The sequence below is a fragment of the Pedobacter jeongneungensis genome (genome assembly GCF_000633455.1).
Lineage (GTDB): Bacteria > Bacteroidota > Bacteroidia > Sphingobacteriales > Sphingobacteriaceae > Pedobacter > Pedobacter jeongneungensis_A.
Window position 1 is genome coordinate 87,390 of sequence record NZ_AYMG01000020.1, and the last position, 19,117, is coordinate 106,506.

At 43.4% G+C, this 19,117-nt stretch carries 17 protein-coding genes; 6 read left to right on the forward strand and 11 right to left on the reverse strand.

Translation table 11 applies throughout. The features are described 5' to 3' along the window. Positions 1-145: 145 nt before the first annotated feature. The 5 genes from U859_RS0118960 to U859_RS0118980 all read right to left on the reverse strand — a co-directional run bounded on the left by U859_RS0118960 (position 146) and on the right by U859_RS0118980 (position 4,940). Entirely contained in the window at positions 146-2,779 is a 2,634-nt protein-coding gene (locus U859_RS0118960; protein ID WP_025144898.1) for a carboxypeptidase regulatory-like domain-containing protein, read from the reverse strand. Position 2,780: 1 nt separating this feature from the next. Continuing rightward, positions 2,781-3,581: a GLPGLI family protein gene (locus U859_RS0118965; RefSeq protein ID WP_025144899.1), complete on the reverse strand. Its 801-nt coding sequence runs from the start codon at positions 3,579-3,581 to the stop codon at positions 2,781-2,783. 34 nt (positions 3,582-3,615) lie between these two features. Next, positions 3,616-3,906 (reverse strand): hypothetical protein, encoded by a 291-nt coding sequence (locus U859_RS0118970; RefSeq protein WP_025144900.1) that lies wholly within the window; start codon positions 3,904-3,906, stop codon positions 3,616-3,618. Between the two features lie 87 nt (positions 3,907-3,993). Further along, the gene (locus U859_RS0118975) at positions 3,994-4,269 is read right to left on the reverse strand and encodes a hypothetical protein (RefSeq protein WP_025144901.1); all 276 of its coding nucleotides are present in this window, start codon (positions 4,267-4,269) and stop codon (positions 3,994-3,996) included. Positions 4,270-4,322: 53 nt separating this feature from the next. Beyond that, positions 4,323-4,940, reverse strand: coding sequence for a hypothetical protein (locus U859_RS0118980; protein ID WP_025144902.1), 618 nt, complete (start codon positions 4,938-4,940; stop codon positions 4,323-4,325). A 539-nt stretch (positions 4,941-5,479) separates the two neighbouring features. Between U859_RS0118980 and U859_RS0118985 the strand changes: the two genes are divergently transcribed. The 3 genes from U859_RS0118985 (at position 5,480) to U859_RS0118995 (ending at position 7,580) form a co-directional block, all read left to right on the forward strand. Continuing rightward, positions 5,480-5,752 (forward strand): DUF3072 domain-containing protein, encoded by a 273-nt coding sequence (locus U859_RS0118985; RefSeq protein ID WP_025144903.1) that lies wholly within the window; start codon positions 5,480-5,482, stop codon positions 5,750-5,752. Positions 5,753-5,899: 147 nt separating this feature from the next. Then, on the forward strand, positions 5,900-6,052 hold the full coding sequence (locus U859_RS31670) for a DUF2256 domain-containing protein (protein ID WP_084153109.1): 153 nt from the start codon (positions 5,900-5,902) through the stop codon (positions 6,050-6,052). Next, positions 6,036-7,580, forward strand: coding sequence for a cryptochrome/photolyase family protein (locus tag U859_RS0118995; RefSeq protein WP_025144905.1), 1,545 nt, complete (start codon positions 6,036-6,038; stop codon positions 7,578-7,580). The genes U859_RS31670 and U859_RS0118995 overlap by 17 nt, the downstream gene beginning before the upstream one ends. 22 nt (positions 7,581-7,602) lie before the next feature. Here U859_RS0118995 and U859_RS0119000 read toward each other — a convergent pair whose 3' ends face one another. Continuing rightward, entirely contained in the window at positions 7,603-7,965 is a 363-nt protein-coding gene (locus tag U859_RS0119000; RefSeq protein WP_025144906.1) for a PleD family two-component system response regulator, read from the reverse strand. Next, positions 7,955-9,511, reverse strand: coding sequence for a PAS domain-containing sensor histidine kinase (locus U859_RS0119005; protein ID WP_240183072.1), 1,557 nt, complete (start codon positions 9,509-9,511; stop codon positions 7,955-7,957). The genes U859_RS0119000 and U859_RS0119005 overlap by 11 nt, the downstream gene beginning before the upstream one ends. Positions 9,512-9,758: 247 nt before the next feature. On the opposite strand from U859_RS0119005, the gene U859_RS0119010 reads away from it, so the two are divergent. The 3 genes from U859_RS0119010 (at position 9,759) to U859_RS0119020 (ending at position 12,208) form a co-directional block, all read left to right on the forward strand. Continuing rightward, positions 9,759-10,247 carry a DUF4385 domain-containing protein gene (locus U859_RS0119010; RefSeq protein ID WP_025144908.1) on the forward strand — a complete coding sequence of 163 codons (489 nt, stop codon included), beginning with the start codon at positions 9,759-9,761 and terminating at the stop codon, positions 10,245-10,247. A 373-nt stretch (positions 10,248-10,620) separates the two neighbouring features. Next, entirely contained in the window at positions 10,621-11,811 is a 1,191-nt protein-coding gene (locus U859_RS0119015; protein ID WP_025144909.1) for an FAD-dependent monooxygenase, read from the forward strand. Positions 11,812-11,920: 109 nt separating this feature from the next. After that, complete coding sequence (locus tag U859_RS0119020; protein ID WP_025144910.1) at positions 11,921-12,208, forward strand: hypothetical protein; 288 nt, start codon at positions 11,921-11,923, stop codon at positions 12,206-12,208. A 199-nt stretch (positions 12,209-12,407) separates the two neighbouring features. Here the strand turns inward: U859_RS0119020 and U859_RS0119025 are convergent, their stop codons facing one another. The 4 genes from U859_RS0119025 to U859_RS0119040 form a co-directional block, all read right to left on the reverse strand. Continuing rightward, a complete protein-coding gene (locus U859_RS0119025) occupies positions 12,408-14,597 on the reverse strand; it encodes an ATP-binding protein (RefSeq protein WP_025144911.1) in 2,190 nt (729 codons plus the stop codon). A 56-nt stretch (positions 14,598-14,653) separates the two neighbouring features. Beyond that, positions 14,654-15,469: an XRE family transcriptional regulator gene (locus U859_RS0119030; protein WP_025144912.1), complete on the reverse strand. Its 816-nt coding sequence runs from the start codon at positions 15,467-15,469 to the stop codon at positions 14,654-14,656. A 127-nt stretch (positions 15,470-15,596) separates the two neighbouring features. After that, positions 15,597-15,893, reverse strand: a complete 297-nt coding sequence (locus U859_RS0119035; protein ID WP_240183073.1) for a DUF3253 domain-containing protein — start codon at positions 15,891-15,893, stop codon at positions 15,597-15,599. Next, positions 15,893-19,117 (reverse strand): error-prone DNA polymerase, encoded by a 3,225-nt coding sequence (locus tag U859_RS0119040; protein WP_025144914.1) that lies wholly within the window; start codon positions 19,115-19,117, stop codon positions 15,893-15,895. Before U859_RS0119040 ends, U859_RS0119035 begins: the two co-directional genes overlap by 1 nt.

A 19,117-nucleotide genomic window follows, 5' to 3' on the forward strand; every position in this document is an offset into this window, starting at 1 on the left:
CCAATTTAAACGGAATGCAGCGATGATCTATTCTGTATCAGAATTAATGCTTAGATCAATACAGCAAATTATTTTTGTGCATCCCTCTTAACCCGGCCTATCTTCGTAAGGACCCTTAATTGACCTTAGCCTTCTGTCGCTGTTATCAAAGGCTGAAGTTCAGTTTCGCAAGTATCATCCTCCCTGGTAAGGTGTAAGCCGTATTTGTCTCTGAGAGATCGTTTAGACTGGCTGTACGATAGGTCTTTACATCAAATATATTGTTCAGGCTTATTACCAGATCCAGCTTCGTTTTAGGAAAATTATATCTTGCAGAAGCATCCGTAAAGTTATAGCGGAGGCCTTCCATATCCGATCTCAAAAATGAGTAATAGCTATTGGCTGCTTTTACACTGAAACTGTCGCTGAATTCGTATTCGAGTCCGAGCCTGTATTGTAGCTGGCCGATATTGGGAACGGATACGTTACCTGTTGGTTTTGTTTGATAGCGGGAATACAGAATATTTCCGCTCAATGAAAATTTCTTGTTGATATTACTTTCGGTATTGGCCTCAAAGCGTGACGAATAAAAGCTTATTGGGATAAGCTGTCCGTTTTGTAATTGTCTGGAGGTATTATAGGCCAGATTCGAACTGATCGTTACTGTAGTGTATAAGGGGAATACATATTTGCTTGCCCGCGCATTTAGGCTGTAGGAATCTGAGTTGTTAGGTAGGTGCAGTAAGATGTTCCTTTGATAACTGCCAAAATAGACCTGGGAGCGGATACTACTGTTGTGGTTACGATTATAGGCTGCAAAGAGGCTAAGGAAAAACATGTTTTCTGTTTTGCGGTAGGAATAACCCAGTGAAGTAGCCGTATTCCTTGTATCGGCGAACTGTCCGTCATTGGTATTCAGGTTACGGAAACCCGTGATAATATAGCCCCGGTAGAGATCATTAGGTATACCTAGGTCATTTCTCATGGTATAAGTCAGGGAAAGATCACTTTCCTTACCAACATCGTAGCGCAATGAAACTGAGGGATTGATAAAGTACCGGTCAATTTTATTGCTGTAGCCATAGCCCGGGTCTTTGGCATTTAGGCTTTGAAAAAAAATTGGGACGGCAATATTTACTTTAAGTTTTTTAAGCGTCAGATCAATCGAAGCCTCGGCGTAAACCTTAGCTTTTTTCCAGGACAGGTTGTTTGCCAGGCTGTCGGGGAGTGTTGATAGGCCGGTTGCATCAATTCCGGAAACGAGATCTACATCCTGATAGGTCATGCCCAGCTTATAGGAGTGCGTTACGTTTTTTCCTGCAAATCGTATAGTTGCGTAATTATTGGTGAATTTATCAGCGTTGGTACCGGTTTGCCGAAGCCAGGGGAATGGAGTACCGGAATTAAAAAGATCGGTAAATATGCCGGGATCGTACAAAGCTTTCTGTGTATTGTCGTTGAAGCCAACATAACTGTAGATTTCAAAGATATTGTCCGCCTTTGTGTACCGCATTAAATTTAGTTCATTTGAGATACTGCGGACATTATAATCCTGTCGTGAAGAAAAGGGTGTACTATTGATGATGTCAGAACCAGACAAAGATTTATCATTAGCATACACGAAACTTTCACTCAGGTAATAGCTATCCTTATTGATAAGATAATTCAAATTGGCATTTACAGCATTACGGATGGCAGTAGAAGATTCGCTATTGCCATAATTTACATTTCCGGTAGGCAGGCGAAGCAAAGTGGATGTGGTGTAATCATTTAATTTTCGGTCATGAAGGTAATAGGCATTTAGCCGAAACTGCTCATCCTGCCGTAATTTAATCAGGCTATTGGTATTATACATCTGTGAACTGTTACGGAGATAGCGTTCATTGTCGAGGTCCGGGTTTTTAGTACCGCTGCTTAACAAGGGTTGGGGCGTAACATTATCAATGCGTTTCTGGAAAGATTCGAGGTCATGCTTTTTTAGATCCTCCATCAGATCGATGGAAGTATTATTGGCTTTGATGAGGTTTAAGCCTTTATGTCTCTTTTTAAATAGCATGCCGCTCAGATCAGCAAAATATTTATCCTTGATGCCTCCGCCAATGGTCTCGTTACCAATAAGCTTCAATTTTGCATCCTCTTTCAGGGTCAGGTTTAAGGCCACATTGTTGCTGTAAACTTTATTTTTTAAAAGTTTTACGGGCTGGTGGTTCTGAAAGACCTGGATCTGATCGACAATACCTGGAGGCACCGACCGTGTTGCAATATTGTAGCGGTCATCCAAGACATCGTCACCATCGATGTAGAAATTGGAAATGGCTTTACCATTAAAAGAAATCTTTCCATCTTTGGCTACAATGATGCCCGGTATCCGTTTGAGCACATCACCGATCACTCGGTCGCCTTTGTTTTGAAAAGCGGATGCTTTATAGGAAATCGTATCACCGTTCATGCGGATTCGCGGTATGTTGTTTTTGACCTGTACCGTTTCCAATTGGTGCGGTGAATTGCCAAGCGTTATGTTGTAAACATTCCTTTGCGGCTGAAGCCTCAAGGAAAAAGGTTTGTAGCCGAGGGCCGAAACAAACATTTCCAGGGAATCAGCAATGCCTTTTGAAAGAGAAAAGCTATAAGTGCCGTCATCTCCCGATATCTGGTAGGCAACGATAATGCTCCTTTTTTTGAGGCTGATGTTAGCACCAGAAACCTCCCTGCCTAAGCTATCGGTGATCTTTCCGGAAATGGTCTGCGCCGAAACGGTAAAGGATGTAAACAGAAGAAAAAGCAGCAGGTAAAATCTCATACTATTTTTCCGGCAATTCCATTGGATTGTTGATCGGTGGTTTCCTGACGTATTTACTTGGCGGTACGATTGATTTTATTTCCGGCATAACAGATTTCATATAAGCAATGGGATCGTTAAGGAAGGCTTCATGCATTTTGTTATATTGTTTTTCGTTTGTAGCGATATATCCAACAGGCGGTTCAATATAGGCATCTTTTTTATCGCTTTTTGTAAAACCTGTAAATTCAAAAACAACCTGCTTTTTCCTGTCCGATGCGGCAACGATCAGGCCCGGCAATCCCCTAAGCTTCCATGGGCCTGCATTAAAGGGAAGGTCAGGACAAAACCATGCATCATAGATACGGCCTCCCCAGGTTCCGGTCGCTTTCTGGCATTTGAGGCCGGAAATGGTAGTGGTATCGCTTTTTATACTCCATTTTATTACCGGATACTTGATCTCATAATAATAATCTTTGATCAACGGATCAAGCTGAAAGGCTTTTTTCTGTTTCTGATAAACATAAATCTGAGTTCCCGTACCACTCTGTCCCGGGCTGGAGATCTGTGTCTTTTTCATTTTCTCCATGTTGGCCAGCATAATAGAATCATGGGCCATTTTTGTATAGCTTTTATATGCCGTGGATGTTTTGCCAAGTAGCAGCAACATATTATCCTCAACGGTGCGGGAAAGGTTAATAGTATCACGGATATGGGTAAACTTATAATAGGCTTTTGCAACAACAAGGTCTTTCTCCTGCGCAAAAGAAAGGATTGGGATCAGTACGAACAGGGCAAGAAATGTTTTTTTAATGTGGTTCATGTTTTAAATAGTCAATTCCGGATTCAGTTAATTATTACCAGCAAAAAGCGTAGTTCAGTGCGGTCTGCATAGTTGCCAATGCAGAATTGCTGAGCTCGCTTGTTGTTTTAACGGCAACAACGAAGCCGCAGTCCAACAGGAAGGCCGTCCATGCGATCGGGTCTTCCTGGGTTATTCTTAATTGTTTTGCCTTTGCCTGAACCGTTTTCAGGTCTTTGGACACATCAAATGTTTTGTATTTAACCGGATTATGATTACTTGCCGATGCTACCATACCAACCGAGGTCAATATGATCAGCGCTAATGTTAGAATTGATTTTTTCATGATTTAATAGTTTAGAATTATGTTTTGGAATTGACTATTTGATTTTCAAAACAAAAAGGAGTGCCAGCTCCGATTGTTAGTTAATGGTTATAGTTCGTAGCAAGCGGCCTGGAAAGCAGCCCAGACAGCAACATAGCCAAGAGGGCTGATATCGCGCGCATCGGTTGCGGTCAAGATCCAAAGGCCGCAGGTCGTGGTAAACAGATAAACCCGCGTACCTTCCTCCAGCTTTTTGGTTTTAGTGATCTCTTTAAATACTATAGTGTGGTCAACTGGTTGAACTGATGGTTTGCTTTTAGAAGCGGCAGAGGCAGCGCCGGACAAAGCAAAAATTAGTAATGCAAATGCTAATAGTTTTTTCATGATGTAAGTTTTTAATAAAGGTTAATATAGATTCCGGGCTGGCATCCGTTTTTTTAAAGCAATCTTAAGGTCACTGTTAACTTCTGAACATGCTGATCATAGGCTATTGCAACCTGTTTATCTTTACTATACAGTTCCTTTTTTAAGGTTGTAAGTTTTGGTAGACGCTGACTGAACCATTCTGCATCGGCTTTACCGAGCAGGTCGGTGATCAATTGGTCAATAGGGATGGGTGTTTTAAGGTGGGATAAACTTTCGGCGTTGCTTATAGCAATGATGCTTAGCATCTTCACATTTTCGCCACCCGAAAAAACCTGGATACCACCTTTGCCGTTCCAATTGGAATAGTGATAGGTAAGGCCATTAACAGGTTTCTGTCCTTTAAGGAATAGGTTCGAGGGCGATAGCTTCGTAAGATGACTTATTAAGTTGTTGGTTTTATGAAGGTTTGGTGTAACGGAAGTTTTAGCAGATTGAGCTGAAGCCGGTTTAATAGTTAGGGATAAAGCAAATAACATCAGGCCCAATGCCAGAATCGCAGCCCTGCATTGACTGATAACAAGAGGTGTTAATCCCTTACGTGCATTAACTGGCAAACTGAAAAAATTTTTGCCTGTAGTAGAATTACTATTAAGTAATTGTGTCTGAAAATTGGAGCGTATATTTATCATCAATGCTATAGTTTAAGTAAGTTAGATAATACAAGGATGAATGAATCAAACGTATGTATAAATTTTATATAATACAATAGCATTGAGAAAATATATTTATGCTCACTTGAACTAAATAGAATGGTGATTGCACCATGGAAATAACGCTAGTTATTAGCTAAAGCGAGATCGGAAAAGCTCAAAGATATTTTACTGCTTATGGGCATAATAGAGCCGGTTTCCGTCTGTAATTGAAGATTTGATAATAAAAAACGGAATACAGCAGTGCCGCACCCCGTTTAACTAACGCTCTAGTTGCTAATATAATAATTCTTCATTAATTACTGATGTTCATTTTAATACTGTTGTGGTAGTTTCAACAGGGCAGGAATTTGAGAAAGTTATCTTCGCAATTTTTTTCGATGTTGAAAGCAGATATCCCTTAACTGCGGATGTCTTAAACTTCTATTTCGGTGCGCGCATTTCCTTACGGCCGTTATAAATTAAATTAAACTTTGGGCGATTTCTTTTGTTGAATTAGTAAAATAAAAAATTATCTTATGAGCAATAGCGAAGAACTTAATCCGCCGCGTGATGAACAGCAACCTGGTCATAATACGAATAAGGTATCAGGCGATAACACAGTTAAGAATCCTGATGATTGGACGACAGGAGATGAATCAATGACCGGAGCACAAGGCTCCTATTTAAAAACCCTCTCTGACGAGGCAGGTGAAGAGTTCGATGATACGCTGACAAAATCTGAGGCTTCAAAGCGTATAGACGAACTCCAGCACAAAACAGGCAGAGGATTAGATACTCCAAACAAATAATAAAGCAAAACCGGATGCAGATAAATTGCTCCGGTTTTTTTTGCGTATGATACTAGGTCTCTATTTAAAATTGATTTTTGGTTATTATAAGAGTCTATTTTGCCTGTATATCAGAAAGACTGTCGATCGCCCGGAAGCATTGGCCCTATGAAAACCCTCAAGAAACAAAACTTTCCTTCGAAGATCTGTCCTGTCTGCAACAGACCCTTCTTGTGGCGGAAGAAATGGAGCAAGGGTTGGGATCAGGTAATTTATTGCAGCCATAGATGCAAAAGTGAAAAGCATGAAAAAAAAGTATAAACGGTTAAAGCTACTCTTGGGCGATCAGCTCAACCTACAACATTCATGGTTTACCACCATTGACCCGGATACGCTTTATGTAATGATGGAAGTAAGAAGTGAAACAGATTACGTTTGGCACCATATTCAAAAGGTATGTGCTTTTTTCTTAGCGATGGAACAGTTTGCGGAAGAACGGATCGAAGAAGGCCATGATTTTATTTACCTTAAGCTTGATGACAGTGAAAATAAACAGAGTTTTCCTCTTAATTGTGCAGCGCTTATACAACGCCATAGCATCGAAGAATTCCAATATCAAATGCCGGATGAATACAGGCTGGATATTGAGTTGAAAGCCTTTTGTGAAAAATTGCAAATCCCTAGTCAGTCTTTTGACACAGAACACTTTTATACCACACGTGAAGAGCTTGGGGTCTTTTTTCAGGATAAGAAAGGCTTACTGATGGAAACCTTTTACAGGGAGATGCGCAGAAAGCACAATGTGCTTGTTAATGGTGATGGGCCGGAACAGGGCAGATGGAATTTCGATGAGGAAAACCGGAAAAAACTTCCTAAAAATCATAATCCCGACCAGCCATATTTGTTCAATAATGATATGCGCAAGATACACGAGCGCGTTAAACAGGCAGGTATCAAAACCATAGGTACGATTGATCCGCAGAACTTTTATTGGCCGGTGACCAGAACCCAATCACTAGAACTGCTAAACCATTTCCTGGAAAATTGCTTACCACTTTTCGGGACCTTTCAGGATGCAATGCATAGCGATGAATGGTCTTTGTACCACTCACGACTTTCCTTTAGCATGAATACAAAAATGTTGTCGCCCAAAGAAGTTATTAGTGGTGCGATTCAGGCGTGGATCAGCAATCCAACCAGTATCGCTATCAATCAGGTTGAAGGCTTTATCCGGCAGATACTTGGCTGGAGGGAATACATGCGCGGCATTTATTGGCTTAAAATGCCGGATTTTGAAAGCATGAATTATTTCGGTTATGAAAGGAAGCTGCCAGATTGGTACTGGACCGGACAAACGAAGATGAGGTGCCTAAAGTACAGTATCACCCAATCGCTAAACCATGCCTACGCACATCACATTCAACGGCTGATGATTACAGGAAATTTTGCACTGCTGGCCGGAATTAATCCAGCGGAAGTTGATTTCTGGTACCTGGGCATTTATATAGATGCGATCCAATGGGTGGAGATCACCAATACCCGCGGCATGAGCCAATATGCAGATGGAGGTATGACCGGATCAAAACCTTATACCGCGAGCGCCAATTATATCCACAAGATGAGCAACTACTGCGAAGGCTGCTACTATGACCGGAAAGAGAAAACAGGTCCTAAATCCTGTCCCTTTAACAGTCTCTATTGGGATTTCCATGACCGGCACCGGGATGAGCTGGAAAAAAATCCCAGGCTCAGTTTGGTGTACCGTGCCTGGGATAAAATGGATAATGATATGCGAGAAGAGATCTTGTTGAGAGCAGATGACTGCCTTAAAGATTTGAACGCTCTTTAAGGTTTAAAACATACTTAGATGTTTAAGCCAATAGTGCCTCAACCGAATCAACCATATCATAGATATCGAACGGCTTTGCGATAAATTTGTTCGCCCCGGCTTCAGTAGCAATCTGTGCACCATCCCTGCTGGCGGATATAATTATTACAGGTATATCCTGTGTTTCAGGTGTACGGCGGATCATCTGAAGGATTTGATCTCCTGATAGCACGGGCATCCACAGATCAAGGATAATCAAGTCTGGTTTTTCGGAATCAATAATTGCACGTGCATTTAAGCTGTTAGTTTCGGTAATTACCCGGTGACCTGTTTCTTCCAGGACCATTTCCAGGACATCGATAATGCCCCGGTCATCATCACAGATCAATATTTTTTTAGCGCCCATTATCCTGAACCTTATTTTTTGGAAGTGTGAAACTAAAAGTTGACCCTTTTCCCTTTTCACTATCTACCCATAGTGTACCATTGTGATTCTGTATGATCTGATCGCAGATATAAAGACCGATACCCATTCCGGAAAACCGCTTTTGGACTTCGCTGCTCCGGTAAAAACGTTCGAATGCCCTTTTTTTATCTTCAGCATTCATGCCCAGGCCGAAATCGCGGACAGATACTTTAACAAAATCACTTACACTGGAGACGCTCACCTCAACATTAAGGGATTCAGGAGCATATTTGATAGCGTTAGACAACAAATTATTAAGTACCTGTACGATGTGGGATTCATCAGCGTGGACGGTTGACTCGGAGCGGCCCTGGAGCAAAATTTTATGTCTGGGTGCAGAGGTCCCGATACCTTCGATAACTTCCAATACCATTTTATCAAAATCAAAATCAGCTTTGTGAAGGGTAATATTTCCGGTCTGTATTTTGGAAACATCAAGTAATTCTGAGATGAGGTTATTTAGCCTTTCGACATAGGCAGATATTTTACCGAGGGTGGCCGTAAACTTCTCAGACGCCTGTTCCGGTATGCTCCGTTCCAGGATCTGCATATAGCCCTTGATTGTAGTTAGAGGGGTTTTCAGCTCATGACTGGCAATGGAAAGAAAATCATCCTTTCGGCGCTCAATTTCCCGGCGGTCTGTAATATCTTCTATGGCTAGCAGAATCTGATCCTTGAATTGACCTTCGAGCTCAATCCGGTAGGCATTGAGTAACATGAGTTTCTTACCAATATGCGGAAAGTCATGTTCAACCTCGAAATCTACTACAGGATTACTTGTCGGCAATATCTCCAGCAACAAATCCCGCAACCTGGCTATGTCCCACTGATTGTTACCCAGCGCATAAAGGTTAACCCCTACGGTTTCTTCGGCGTTGACTTTAAACGTTTTGAGAAAGTGTTGATTTGCACTTAGGACTTTGAAATCCGGATCTAAAACCAGTAAACCCTCCCTGACGGTTTCAATAATACTTGTCAAAAAGGCTTCACTATCGCGAAGTGCCATAGTTCGATCCTCAACGCGCTGCTCCATTATCGCCTTCTGTTGCCGAAGATCCTGTTCTACAGCTTTCCTTTTGGAAACATCGTTTTGAACGCCAATAAAGTGGGTGATATTTCCATCAGGATCTTTGACCGGTGCCATGTAAAGTTCATTCCAGAATAAGTCTCCGTTTTTGCGATAATTCCTGATTTCCACAAAGCAGTCCTTGCCATTTTTGATACTTTCCCTAAGCTGATCCCGCTCTTTCTGGCTCCGGTCATCAGCCTGAAGGAACCTGCAGTTATGGCCGATAATTTCATTTCGGGGGTATCCGCTAATTGCCTCGAAGGCAGCATTGCAATAAACAATGGGATTGTCTTCCAAGCTGTTATCTGTTATAACAATCCCTGATACTGACGAATCAAGCGCCTTGACCAGGAGTTTAAAGTTATCGGTCATTGAGCTGCTTAACAGTTCAAATTTGCCGTTATCTGAAGTATCCAAAAAATTACAGTTTATATTAGTTATAGTCTTATACGTAAGAATACGGTAAAACCAATAGTTATCAAATATCAATTCGTTTAACAATTAAATATCTTTAAAGTTTTGTCACTTCCTGAAATTGCTGGTAAATAGTGATAGACCCTGCAATTTATGGCGCATATAACTGGCATCTGTCAATTTCTTATTAAAGTATGGGAAACCATCCTTGCTGCACGTTGTTATAAAAAAGTAGATCAGACAAACAATTATGAGCGCTGTAACTAAACCGTCTTACCTCAATTTTGATAAGGGCAGCTATGCCTGGAGGCCGGACATCAACTACCGCGAGCATCCGGAAATGTATCGTGTTGGCAAAGGAGAACAAGGTGTACTGACCTGCGAACCGTATAAAACAGAAATCGGCATGTACTGGCGGTTTAAAACCCCTGAAATTGCAACCGAAAGTGGTGAAAAGATCTACGAAATGTTTTTAGACTATCTTGGATCCGATGATTTTGTCGGGGCAGATATGGCGAGGAAATATCTGCAGATGGGTTTTACACGGGCAAGGAGATATGCTAATTATAAAGGGGGCCAAAAATATGACACCAAAAACAGTTACCTACTTCTTGAACGTGGAACCGGAACCGAACAAAAGGCCGAATCAGCTAAGATATTTTATCGCCTGTATAAAATGGCTGAAGCAATGCCAAAGTATCAACAAATGAAAAAGCTTTGGAAAGCAGAAAAAGGTTGATGTATAGTATTGTCCGAGACCAGCGACGATTTCAATAGCATCCTGGAATTTAGTTAACCATTTCCAACTCCGACACTAAAATTTTCAAATCTACCATTATGAGGCAATTATTGTATTATTATAGATAGTGAGTAGGTTAATGTTTCTAATATCCAATTACCTAAATGTGCTATCTAAATGCATGCAGGATTGAGGATAGCGGAGAATGGGTAATATTGTCGGCGGATATGACTGAATCCAAAATGACGCAACGAAATCATTAGTTCAGTTAAAGTCCGATAGCGTCTGTCAGGCATATTGATAAACTGTAAAACATTATTCCGGATTTACGTGTTTTCACAACGCATATTATCTGAGGCCCTAAATCTCCACAATGATCAATCGTAAAATTCTTATTTCCGGTGCCAGTATTGCCGGATTGACTGCTGCATACTGGCTGGAACATTATGGGTTCGCAGTAACTGTAGTCGAACGCAATCAGGAACTGAGGCTTGGTGGACAAAATATTGATGTAAAAGGTCCTGCGTGGGAAATTATCAAAAAAATGCAGTTGGAAGAAAAGATCAGGAAAGCAAATACAACTGAAGTAGGGATTCGATTTGTAGACATCAATGATCTGACTGTAGCTGAATTTCCCAAGGATGATGCCTTGAGCATGACCCAGGAGCTCGAGATTTTAAGGGGAGACCTGGTTAAAATACTCTATGATAAGGTAAAGAATAAAGCAACCATTAGGTTTGGCAACTATATTCAGGTAATTGAGGACAGAGGCGACCGTGTAGCGGTTAATTTTGCAGACGATCTATCAGAAACATTTGACGCAGTCATCATCGCCGAGGGAATTGGTTCTTCCACACGACGGAAGGTTTTTGGAAATGAAGTGCAGTTTCGATACCTCGGGCTTTACACATCCTACTTCACAGCCACCAAGACGGATACGGATAGCAACTGGGCACGCTGGTGCAATGCCAAAGGAGGAATTGTTTTTCTGCTCCGGCCTGACAATTACGGTACGACACGGGCCTGTATCAATTTTCGTTCCCCCGAAATGGGTTACGAAAAACTGCCTTCAGATCAACAAAAAAATCTGCTTATCAAAAAAATCCAATATTCTGGCTGGGAGGGTCCACGGCTGATCCAGGAAATAATGAATAGTGATGATCTGTATCTCGAACGTTTAAGCCAGGTATTAGCACCGCGGTGGCACAAGGGGCGGGTTGCGATGATAGGAGATGCGGCCTATTGTGTCACGCCTATAGGTGGGAAAGGTACCGACCTGGCCATATCAGGAGCTTATATAATCGCAGGAGAACTTTGCCGGGCAGAACATAATGAAGCATTCGTCGCTTATGAAAAAAGGCTTCGTCCATTTGTGGCAAAAGTTCAGAAACTCCCGCCCGGCGTACCCCGCCTGGTGTATCCCAAAACGACATGGGGTGTGGCGGTGCTCAATTCTTTGTTTAGGGTAGTTGGTAGCAGACCAGCCAAAATGGTTATGGGACTTTTTAGCAACAATAAAAAACATCCGGAAAGTGAGCTGCATTTACCGGACTATAACGTATAGTTAATGGGATAAAGCCGCTCTTGATTCCAATGCGACGTTGTCATCCATTAGTTTATATAATTTAACTATAGACTAAACCTTAAAATAACGATTTCTGTCGAACTGAAATATGAAAACATTAAATGGGCAACCAAATTACTATCTGGCGATTCTATTGAACCTGACAGAAGAAGAGGTTGATGCTTTAATATATACCGGGCTACATGACATCAAAAATGAGCAAAATGAAACAATAGGATTTTATATTCAGATCAGCACAAATAACCATCCTGCATTATTAGCAAAATTAAGGTTGGAGCGGGGAAATTTAATCTATTTTAGGTTCGCCCAGGTACAATCTGTGCTGGCAGATGCGGTTAACTATTTAACGCAGCTTGCAACCAGATCGAATGATTAATTAAGTTTTGACGTTTATCGGTAAGCTTAATCAAACAACATTTTATCGTACGTTCTCCATACTAATTTTAATAAGGCATTTTATATTGACAGCGAGCGTGATATTTTTTTTCGAGTTCATAGCCCCGGCATCAATCTGACTTAAAACAATTTCAACCTATTCTAGGTTAATAGCACTCAGCACTTGATTTTATAAGGTGTTAACCGATAAATTCCAGGTAAAAAATCGTTCCTTTCCCGGGTTCGCTTTCCAGCCGGATGGAACCTTCATGACGTTCCATAATTCTTTTTACAATTGCCAGGCCAACACCTGTACCACTTATAGCTTTGACTTCTGAGGACCGTTCAAAAAGCTCGAATACTTTGCCATGCTCAAGCTCATCTATACCCATACCATTGTCAATAATACTATATTGAACCCCCTCGCCTTTGATCTCACCGGTAACGGTGACTGTAGCATTTTCATTTTCCTGAGAATACTTAACCGCATTTTCCATCAGGTTACTGAACACCTGGCGGATCATCAGCCGGTCTCCCTGGATGCTGGGCGTAGGGCCAAAGTTTATTTCCAGATTGCTACCGGGATAGCTCAGCAACAGATCTGCTCTGATTTCTTCCAGGATAGGCAATAACTCTATATGCTGCATAGAAAGTGCAGACTGGCCGGCACGGGAATAATCCAGAATTTCGTCGATCATCCTGCGCATACGCTCTGCACTGCTGTGGATCTTATCGGCCATCTTACCTGCCTGACCAATACTTTTTGCACCCATGATCAACTGCGCATAACTTTTAATAACAGTTATCGGATTCTTAAGATCATGGGAAACGGTATAGGCAAAAGTATCCAGTTCTGCATAAGCATCCCGCAAGCGCAGATTCAATGCCCTGAGCTCGGTTGCCTTTCTTCCGATAGCATAATTGATCTCATCTCTGAGGAGGAGTGCAATTCTGCGTTCATGAGGTAGCCACTTTAAAGATCTGCCCCTCACTTCTTCGATCCAAAGCTCAAATGAATTGCGTGGGGAAATAACCTCCATCGGGTCGATAGATACCGATTTTTGATGAGGGTTACCGGCCCAGTTGACGGTCTTTATTTTCTCCGGGCGGAACCATATCAAAAATTCAGGAAGATCTTTTGCAAGCCTGCAAACCATGACGCCTGCTGCCTGGGCAGCAACTTCCTTCGAAGCAGGGTAAATTGCCGCAAGGTCATCGGTATCGAAAATGTCATCTTTCATGTTCTCGGACAGCCAGGCAAAAAATGGCTCCAGGAATTCCCGGGCGGGTACTTCGCCGCAAACGCTCAGCTCGTTATCAAAAAGCATTGCAGCTCCGCTACAACTGACTGCATCCCCAATATTAATCTGCGTATCGAATAGCGCTTCATTTACATCACTGCCTTTGAGCAGGTTGCTGGAAAGAGCAGCTATAGCAGACTGCTGCTGGTTGAGCAGGTGCTGTTCCTGTTGTTGTTCCTGGTAACTGATGGCCGAACTAAGGATCTGCCCGATCAGCTTTGCCGACCTGCGCTGGTTAAAGTTGATAAACCTTGGCGTATAATTGTGGCAGGCAATCAGACCCCATAATTCCCCCTTATGAACCAGTGACACACTGAAGCTTGACGCTACACCCATGTTTTTTAAGTATTGGATGTGAATAGGCGAAACTGCCCGCAGTGGGCTATGGGTAAGGTCAAGGGGAGCCGTAAGCTTTGTCCGTACCGGGGATGGTGCAGAATCAACATCGCTGATGAGCCTCGTCAAGTTGATCCGATACAGATCTCTGGCCTGCCTGGGAATATCTGATGCGGGATAGTGCAGACCAACCCAGGAGTCCAGGCCTGGATCACAGGCTTCCGCTACGACCTCGCCATCCCCATCCTGGTCGAACCTGTAAATCATGACCCTGTCGTAAGCGATCAACTCCCTGATCTTCAAAGATGCATTTTTAAGGATTTCCCCAAGGTTGCGGTCGCCAAGTATCTGAGAAAGGGACTGGCCAACAATGTCCTGCAGATCAGGCTCCAGATCGGAGCGTTGCGGCTCGAAATCCAGCAGGAAAAATTCCCCGGAATTATGAACGATCAGGTTCCAGTCCTGTGAACCGAAGTTCAGGGGATAGGCATTATCCATTGAAGAACCGGAAGCAAGGTCCATAAGGCCGCCTAAAAAGCCGGACTCATCATCTTTGCCGAAAAGATGGTTGAAATCGTCAAAGATATGACCTAACAGTTCATAGCTGGTCATATTGATATGATCGACGACATTTTCACTACAATGCGTTATCATATGATCCTTATCGACAACAATCAGAAATCCATGACGCTGGATATTGCCGGGTATATGTATGGGTTCTTTGTCACAATTGGTAAGGTCCGCTGTGTTCATTTAATTTTTTCTATCTTGATAAATTGGAGCTGTTGGATAATTTTCGATAAGGGAACCTAACCATTATCAAGTTTACTTTGAATTGCTTTTACGTCCCGTTTCAGATCAGATAGGCTCTTGCTGATCTCACCGAGATCTGAAGCCTTTTTGGGGACAATCCTGGAGTGGAAACTGTAATATTGCCAGATTTCCAGTACATCGGAAAGCTTGACCTTATAAGGTTCGTAAGCTGTGTTGAGCGATTCCAGTAATACTTCATCGCCTTCAATAGTTATTTGCTTGAAGACAAGTTCCTGGTCGCCATGCAAGGCAACGATACCCAGCGTGGCAGGCTTTAACGACCGCCAGTCCTGGACATAGAAAGCAATGATGTCGCTGCCCTCAGGTATAGGAAGCATGGAATCACCTTCAGTAGGAAACATACGGAAGGTCTTGCCGTCAGGAAGCACGGGAAAATTGAACTTCGGAAGTCCTGCGATATATTCCGGGTCGTTAAAGCCTGTGGGATAACCTGCTTTAGCTTTGACCGGTACATAGGCAATGTTTTCCCTGTTATCCGAATCGGTCGAGATATGCAGAATGCGCAGATTCCTACCGGTGGTGAATCCATCATTTCCGGATTCAAGCTGTTTTACCGCCTGTTCCGACATTGCAGTGAGGTCAATCTTTACCAGGTTATCTACGCTGATATTGAAATAACCTGCGATATTTATAAAATCCTCAGGCGGCGGGGCTTTGATATGGCCACGCTCCAGTGCGTTTATTTTCGAACGGGTGAGGTTAAGAACGTTGGCTAGCTCTTGTTGGCTCAGTTTCTTACGCTGCCTGAGCAATCGAAGGTTAGCAGCTAGAAAAACTTTGGGTTCCTGCATATTGTATGATACTATACCGGTCATTCTATAGGTACAGTGGGTGCCAAAACTACAAATAATTTTATTCAAATCCGACAAATATTATCTGATCTATTTGTGATTTATGAAGAAATAGACACTTCTCGGATCAGGTTTTACTCTTGTCAAATAAGATAATTTTAATGCGCACCGGACCTTTAATATGGTCTACGTCAACAGGTATTCCCTTTTGTGTCATCACTACTTTACCCTGCTTATGCAGATCGATTGCCACATCACGTACTTCCTTCATGTGGTTACGCCAATCCCCGGGAAATAGCATGCGCGCAATTTCAGATGGACAAGTAGTTTTTTCAGGTCCGCGTTGGATAGCGGTTGATAAAATGGTTGAAGCAATGTTTTTCGGATCCTGCATATTTTCCTGAAAATAACATAAATGGGCCATTATTTAAAGTTTCTGGAAGGAAAAAGTTCTGTTTGCACCGCTTTTCGTACCTGTGTCTTTTTATTTTCAGCAGGGAATACTTCACCGTTATTTTCATCGCCACGCGATAAGGTAAGTAGCGGTGGTGTTTCTACTTCCGTGGTCAGACCTTTTAAAAGTGACGACAGATCGTGGCAATGCTTTACAATTACATGCGTTACCTCGCCCTCCCGCTGCAACTTGCCCTCTACCATTAGTAAAGTGGAATACAGGATTTCCTTTCGGTAGCGTTCAAACAGGTTTTTGAATACGACGAGGTTTGCATTTCCACTTTCATCTTCAATGGTAATGAAACACACGCCGCCTGCAGTTCCCGGCCTTTGGCGGACCATGACCAGACCTGCTACTTTGACCAATGTGCCATCGGGCCATAATTCCAGTTCTTTGGTTGAAAGTATGCCGCGTTCAAATAAAGGCCGGCGGACGAAACTTACAGGATGGGCTTTTATAGATAAGGCCGTACTTTTATAATCCTGCATCACATGCTCGGACGGTGACATCGCAGGTAATTGAATAGCACTTTCCTGTTCGTCCGGTTGATAATGTCCCGTGAACAAACCTGATGGACGGTCTGCAAGTGCGGATACGTGCCACAATGCCTGGCGCCGGTCCATACCCAAAGAACGGAAAGCGTCCGCATCCGCTAGCCTTTCCAGCGTTGCCAGGCTTATACCTTGATCACACAAAGTATGGATATGCTTGTATCCCTGTTTTCTGCCTGCAACCAGTTTGGCTATATCATCTTCCCGAATGCCTTTGATCTGCCGGAACCCCATACGGATTGCCCGGTATTTCCCTTCCTGCTGCTTCAGGCTATGATCCCAGTTAGAGCAATTGATATCGATTTCCCTTACAGGAACGTTGTGTTTAATGGCATCGCTGATGATCTGGGAGGGCTGATAAAACCCCATTGGCATGCTGTTGAGTAATGCCGTGGCAAAAACATCCGGGTAATGGCATTTAAGCCAGCAGGAAACATACACCAACAAGGCAAAGCTTGCCGCGTGGCTTTCCGGAAAACCATAACTACCAAACCCTTCCAACTGCTTAAATACCCTTTCGGCGAAGTCCTGTGGATATCCACGGGCTGTCATGCCACTTACCAGTTTGTCATGAAAGCGGCTGACCAGGCCTTTGGCTTTAAAGGTGGCCATGCTGCGCCTAAGCTCATCAGCTTCAGCGGGAGTGAAGCCTGCGGCAACGATAGCTATTTTCATAGCCTGCTCCTGAAAAAGGGGGACACCCAGCGTACGGCCCAGGATCTCTTCGAGTTCCTTTGACGGATATACAACTTCTTCTTCGCCGTTTCGCCTGCGCAGGTAGGGGTGAACCATATCACCCTGTATCGGCCCGGGACGCACAATGGCTACCTCTATAACCAGGTCATAAAAATTCTTGGGTTTCAGCCTCGGCAGCATCGACATCTGCGCCCGGCTCTCAATCTGGAAAACGCCCAGGGTATCGGCACGCTGGATCATTTCATAGACCTTCGGATCATCCTGCGGAATATTGGCCAGGGTAAGGTTAAGACCATAATGCATTTTCGCAAGATCGAACGCCTTGCGGATACAGGTCAGCATCCCCAGCGCCAGTACGTCGATCTTCATGAAGCCCAGGGCGTCTATGTCGTCCTTGTTCCATTCTATGCAGGTCCGGTCTTCCATGCGTGCATTCATGGTGGGGCAAAGATCGCTTAGCTTGCCCCTGGTGATCACAAAGCCGCCTGTATGCTGGCCGAGCTGACGGGGAAAGCCCATATATTGCCGGGTAAGGTCCAGCACCTTGATCAGGTGCGGATCACCGGGATTAAAGCCGTTATCGGAAATGATCTTACCCTCGAACCATTCATCGGTAAACTCCCATATGGATTTGGATAGGCGGTTAATTGCATCTGTGGATAGTCCCATGGCCTTGGCTACGTCGCGCACTGCCCCTTTTTGATGTACCTGGGTTACTGTAGCTACAATGGCCGCCCGGTCCCTGCCGTATTTATTGTAAATGTACTGGATAACCTCTTCCCTTCGCTCGTGCTCGAAGTCGATATCGATATCCGGTGGCTCATTTCTTGCCGAAGAAATAAAGCGTTCAAAGAGCAGATCAAACTTGGTAGGATCAATAGAGGTTATGCCCAGGCAGAAACAAACAGTTGAATTAGCCGCAGATCCGCGACCCTGGCAAAGGATGCCTTGGCTTCTTGCAAACTTTACAATATCATAAACCGTAAGAAAATAAGCAGCAAAATCCATTTCCTCGATGAACTTCAGCTCATGATGAATAGAGGCGATAATTTTTTGCGGAATATTGCTGCCATAAAATGCACTTGCCCCTTTCCAGGCAAGATAGGTTATTTCCTCCTGCGGGCTGCGTCCCTCGCTTGTAAGTTCTTCCGGGTAAACGTATTTAAGCTCATCAAGCGAAAACCGGCAGGCGTCCTCTATTTCCTGCGTATACCTGATCGCATCCGGGTACATCCGGAAAAGCCGCTCCATCTCCTTTCTAGGCTTCAGGAACCGTTCAGCGTTCTGGTAAAGATGATATCCAGCGTTATATATCGTACGTTTTTCCCGGATACAGGTAAGGATATCCTGAAATTCCCGCCGCTGTGGATCATGATAATAGACATCATTGGTCGTTACCACCGGAATCCCCAGCTGCCCGCCAAACTGGTTGATCCGATAGAGCTTTTTTGTATCGCTTCCGCGGTAAGAAAATGATGCGCCGAGGTAAAGTTGCTGCCCAAAAGCCTCACGATACTCTTTGACGGCACTTTTATAAGACGGGTCAATATCAAATTGCTTATTGAGCGCTGCCGGTGGCGGGGCAATAAACTTTATACCTTTTGCGTGGGCATAAACATCGGCCCGGTATAGTTCGCATTTCCCTTTTTCCGTCCTGAGATTTCCTACAGAAAGTAATGCGGATAGATTGGCATAAGCATCCTTATCTGTGGGATAGGCCAGTAGCGGTGGCCCATCCATAAGATCGAGCCTGCAGGCAGGTATGATCCTGATCCCTTTAGCCTTAGCCGCCACATGTGCACGGACCACACCCGCAAGTGTGTTATGATCTGTAATGGCAATGGACTTATACCCCAATGCAGCGGCCTGTTCGGCCAGTTCGTCGGGATGGGATGCCCCCTTTAAAAAACTAAAATTAGTTGTAACCTGTAACTCTGTATAACCCAC